General features: G+C 60.2%; 5 protein-coding genes. All 5 read right to left on the minus strand.

Annotated features, from left to right (window positions below; translation table 11 throughout):
* Positions 1–295: putative periplasmic lipoprotein (locus VZ95_RS26965; protein ID WP_232302585.1), on the minus strand; the 295-nt coding region annotated here is incomplete at its 3' end.
* Between the two features lie 52 nt (positions 296–347).
* Positions 348–926, minus strand: coding sequence for a hypothetical protein (locus VZ95_RS09725; protein WP_045775668.1), 579 nt, complete (start codon positions 924–926; stop codon positions 348–350).
* Positions 923–1,525 carry a hypothetical protein gene (locus tag VZ95_RS09730; RefSeq protein ID WP_156995213.1) on the minus strand — a complete coding sequence of 201 codons (603 nt, stop codon included), beginning with the start codon at positions 1,523–1,525 and terminating at the stop codon, positions 923–925. Before VZ95_RS09730 ends, VZ95_RS09725 begins: the two co-directional genes overlap by 4 nt.
* 8 nt (positions 1,526–1,533) lie before the next feature.
* Positions 1,534–2,148, minus strand: a complete 615-nt coding sequence (locus VZ95_RS09735; protein ID WP_045775670.1) for a LysE family translocator — start codon at positions 2,146–2,148, stop codon at positions 1,534–1,536.
* Between the two features lie 5 nt (positions 2,149–2,153).
* Positions 2,154–3,581, minus strand: a complete 1,428-nt coding sequence (locus tag VZ95_RS09740) for an NAD(P)-dependent oxidoreductase (RefSeq protein ID WP_045775671.1) — start codon at positions 3,579–3,581, stop codon at positions 2,154–2,156.
* Positions 3,582–3,914: the final 333 nt, after the last annotated feature.

Consider the following 3,914-nt stretch of genomic DNA (forward strand, 5'->3'; position numbering starts at 1 on the left):
CTTGAGACCATAGTTCTGCGGCACGCGCGCGTTTCTCGACCGGAAACTGGTCAAAATAGTTGGGAGGTGGAATTCTTATTCCGTCGTTCAATTTTTGCATCATCTGAGACTCAGACATAATGAAACTAATCGACTTTAAGGCATAAGCCACACGCTGCGGCCGGTCTGCTTGTCCGATCCCAGATGAAGACTCCGAGGCTATTGATGCCAACACGGACGGAGGTGTCTTGGTCTGGGGCGTCGCGCAACCACCCAGAAGCCCAAATGCCAAAAAAACTACAACGGCCCGTTTCATCACGTTTCCCCGATCACCAGAGCAACCGTTTCGATATTCACGCGGCATATCTTTATGCCCTCTGCTTCAAAATGGCGGGATTAGCCGCAATCCGTTCTTTCACCTGCGGCCCAACGATCTCAGCCATACGCCGAACCGCCGAAACCTCGGCCACAGTGAGGGCGACCATTGCCTTCGTCAGCCGGTCGGTGCTGTAGCGCATCTGCGTCAAAGATTGACGCGGCTTCCCGCGCACCTCTTCCACCGCAGCGGGGTCGAGCAGCGTCACTAAATCCTCCCGACTTAACTCCGCTGCTAAGGCTTTCGCAGCCTCCACCTTCAACGGAGTCGGCCACAGGTCTCTAAACACACCCAAGACTACCGTAATGAAGGGCTCCAACGCATCCGACGAGGTTTCCCGCTTTAGCTGAGCGATATAGGCTTGCTCGGACGTGACGATCTTGATCGCCGTGGACGTTGCGTAGGGCAGCACCAACCGATGCGACTCGATAAGCACTTCTGCAAGCTGCTCCTGCGTCGCATCGGCCTTTACCGTCGATTGACTGGTAGCGCAGGCTGCCAGTACGACCGCAAGGATGAGCGGCAGGAATAGCCGACGTGCGTCGATCGAAACCGTCCCCCCGCCCCTCACGTCGGTTGCCCCTGAAGCTGCTGTGCAATCTTCGCCAAGAAATCATCCACCAGCCGATTGTTCAGCGCCTCGCCCTGCGCCTGCGAGAGCCGTTGCGCGGTTGGTGCAGTTTCGGCCATGCGCTTTCGCAGCGCCGGGAAACCAAGGGCAATAAGCTCGGCCTGATCCTGCTGCGACAAGGGCTCCTCGTACCACGCGCGCTTCACCGCCGGGCTTTTGGCGCAAAGCGCCAACTGCTTCAGTTCCGCCGTGGTCAGCGTATCGGCATAACCCGTTGCATAGCCTTCCTTGATTTCCGGCAGATGCTTCAACTGCTCCGGTAACAGATATTGCTCGGCAAGCGCGGCGAACTCTTGAAGACCTATTTTCGACTCGCGCGGTAGGGCCGTACGCACCGCGTCCTTGAACCCGCGTGCAATATCCCGCCGAATTTCGTCATCGCTCTTCATCGCCTCGATAAAGGTCAGCGCATAGGCCATGCGCTGCGGTCGCCCCGCCGGGTCGTTCACCAGCGGCACTGCCGCCACCGGGGGCGACTGCCGCGCGGGCGCGCAGGCGGCCAGCGCCAATAGGATCGCCATGCAAAGAGCGCCGCGCATCCCCCGCCTCACTTCGTCGCCAGGAAAGCCGCTGCGCCCAACATCGCGCCGCCGGAGACTTTGTTGAAAATGGTCGTCTTGCCGCGTTTCGCCAATTCCCGGCTGAGGAACACTGCGCCGAGGCCATAACCCAGCATCACCGCGAGTTCGATAGAGAAGGCAATCGAGCCCAGCACGGCGATTTGCAAGGCCACCGGCACGGCGGGGTCGAGAAACGGCGGGAACAGCGCGCCCCAGAATAGAATGGCTTTCGGGTTCGAGAGCGAGGTTGCAAACCCCTTAGCAAACAGCGCCGCGAGGCTCGCGCGCTTTTCCGCAACCCTCGCCTCCGCCACCATCGGCGGCGCGCGCCAGGCTTGGAGGGCGAGGAAGACGAGATAGCCGACGCCCGCCCACCGCACGATTTCGAACAAAGTCGGCGAGGCCATCAGGATCGCCCCCGCGCCTAAGGCCGAGATCAGCATGAAGCCCGCAAGGCAGAGGATTGAGCCCGCAATCGTCCAAACCGCACCGCGCGCGCCGTTAGTAATGCCTTGCGCCATCGTCATCATAGCGTTCGGGCCGGGCATGATCGAAATAACGGCGCAGAGACCGGCAAAGGTCAGGATGATGTTCAGGTCCATCCCGATTACTCCGCCGCTGCCGCGAGGCCGCTCACTTTGGATTGCACATAGCGGTGAATGCTTTCCGCCGCGTCGCGCCCGTCGCGGATCGCCCAGACCACGAGGCTTGCGCCGCGCACGATATCGCCCGCTGCGAACACGCCCTCCATATTGGTCATCATCGTCTTGTGATCGACGCGCAGGGTGCCCCAGCGGGTAACGGCCAGTTCCGGCGCACCGAACATCGCCGGCACGTCCTCGGGATCGAACCCTAGCGCTTTGATGACCAGATCGGCTTCCAGAATGAATTCCGAGCCCTCAAGCTTGGTCGGCACCTGACGGCCCGTGGCGTCCGGCAAACCCAGGTGCATTTCGCTGGCTTTGACCGAGCGCACATGCCCCGCGCCGTGAAAACTTTCCGGCGCTGTGAGCCAGACGAAATCGACGCCCTCTTCCTCGGCATTCTGCACTTCGCGCTGGCTGCCGGGCATATTCACCCGATTGCGCCGATAGAGCAGCTTGACCGAAGCCGCGCCCTGGCGAACGGCGGTGCGCACGCAATCCATCGCCGTATCGCCACCGCCAATGACGACGACTTTCTTATCCTTGGCGTTCAGCACGCCCGAGTCGAACTCCGGCACGGGATCACCCAGGCCGATGCGGTTCGAGGCGATGAGATAGTTCAGCGCGGGCACGATCCCCGGCAGCGTATCGCCCGGCGCTTCCAACTCGCGCGGTTTGTAAACGCCGGTCGCAACCAACAGCGCATCGTGCTTTTCGCGCAACTCCGACAGCATGGCATCGCGGCCCACTTCGAAATTGCTGTGCATCTGAATGCCGCCTTCGGCCAGCAGCGCCGTGCGCCGTTCGACTACGTCTTTTTCCAGCTTAAAGCCGGGAATGCCGTAAATCAGCAACCCGCCCATGCGGTCGTAGCGATCGTAGATATGGACCTGATAGCCTTTGCGGCGCAGCGCATCCGCCGCCGCCAACCCCGCCGGGCCACCGCCGATAATGCCAACCGACTGCGCCCGTTCCGAGCGCACCACGGGGGCCGTCACCCAGCCCTGCTCCCACGCCGAATCGGTAATGTATTTTTCGACCGCGCCGATGGAGACGGACTCAAAACCCTTCTCGATCACGCAGTTGCCCTCGCACAGCCGGTCTTGCGGGCAGATGCGACCACAGACTTCCGGAAAGGTATTGGTGGCTTGGCTGATCTCATAGGCTTCCTGAAGCCGGCCTTCGGCGGTCAGTTTCAGCCAATCGGGAATATTATTGTGCAGCGGGCAATGGACCTGACAGAAGGGCACCCCGCACTGCGAGCAGCGCGAGGATTGTTCGACGGCTTCCGTGGCGCTATAGCGGCCATAGATTTCATCGAAATCCTCCTTGCGCCCCTCGGCCGCGCGCTTATCGGGCATCGCCTTGGCAAGCTTGATGAAGCGCTGCATCACCGCCGTGGCCGCCGCTTGCGCCTGTTGCTGCACCGGAGTTGCCTTTTGTTGGTTCGCCTTGGACGCCATTGCGCCGATCCTTCCCTTCCCAGTCACTCTTACCCGCGTGGGGAAGCACAGAGTTACCGAGCGAAAAGGCGGTTTTCCAGGAAAAAACGACCATATAGGACCGATAATGGACTAATTTCTGCTATGATTGCGAGTTAGTCTCATTTCATATCGCCAAACTCGGTAAAATTTAGGTCGCTTATACTGACCAATCATGCGTTTCGGCGGTTTCCAATCTTTTCGCCCTAAAACTAGTAACAAAGGTAATAAATTTTTGCGGGT

Source organism: Elstera litoralis, assembly GCF_000963705.1.
Taxonomy (GTDB): domain Bacteria; phylum Pseudomonadota; class Alphaproteobacteria; order Elsterales; family Elsteraceae; genus Elstera; species Elstera litoralis.

Bases quoted from the DNA above. Each gene is read 5' to 3' on its own strand.
- VZ95_RS09730 (WP_156995213.1), bottom strand. From the start codon at position 1,525: ATGCGCGGCGCTCTTTGCATGGCGATCCTATTGGCGCTGGCCGCCTGC.
- VZ95_RS09735 (WP_045775670.1), bottom strand. From the start codon at position 2,148: ATGGACCTGAACATCATCCTGACCTTTGCCGGTCTCTGCGCCGTTATT.
- VZ95_RS09740 (WP_045775671.1), bottom strand. From the start codon at position 3,581: ATGCAGCGCTTCATCAAGCTTGCCAAGGCGATGCCCGATAAGCGCGCG.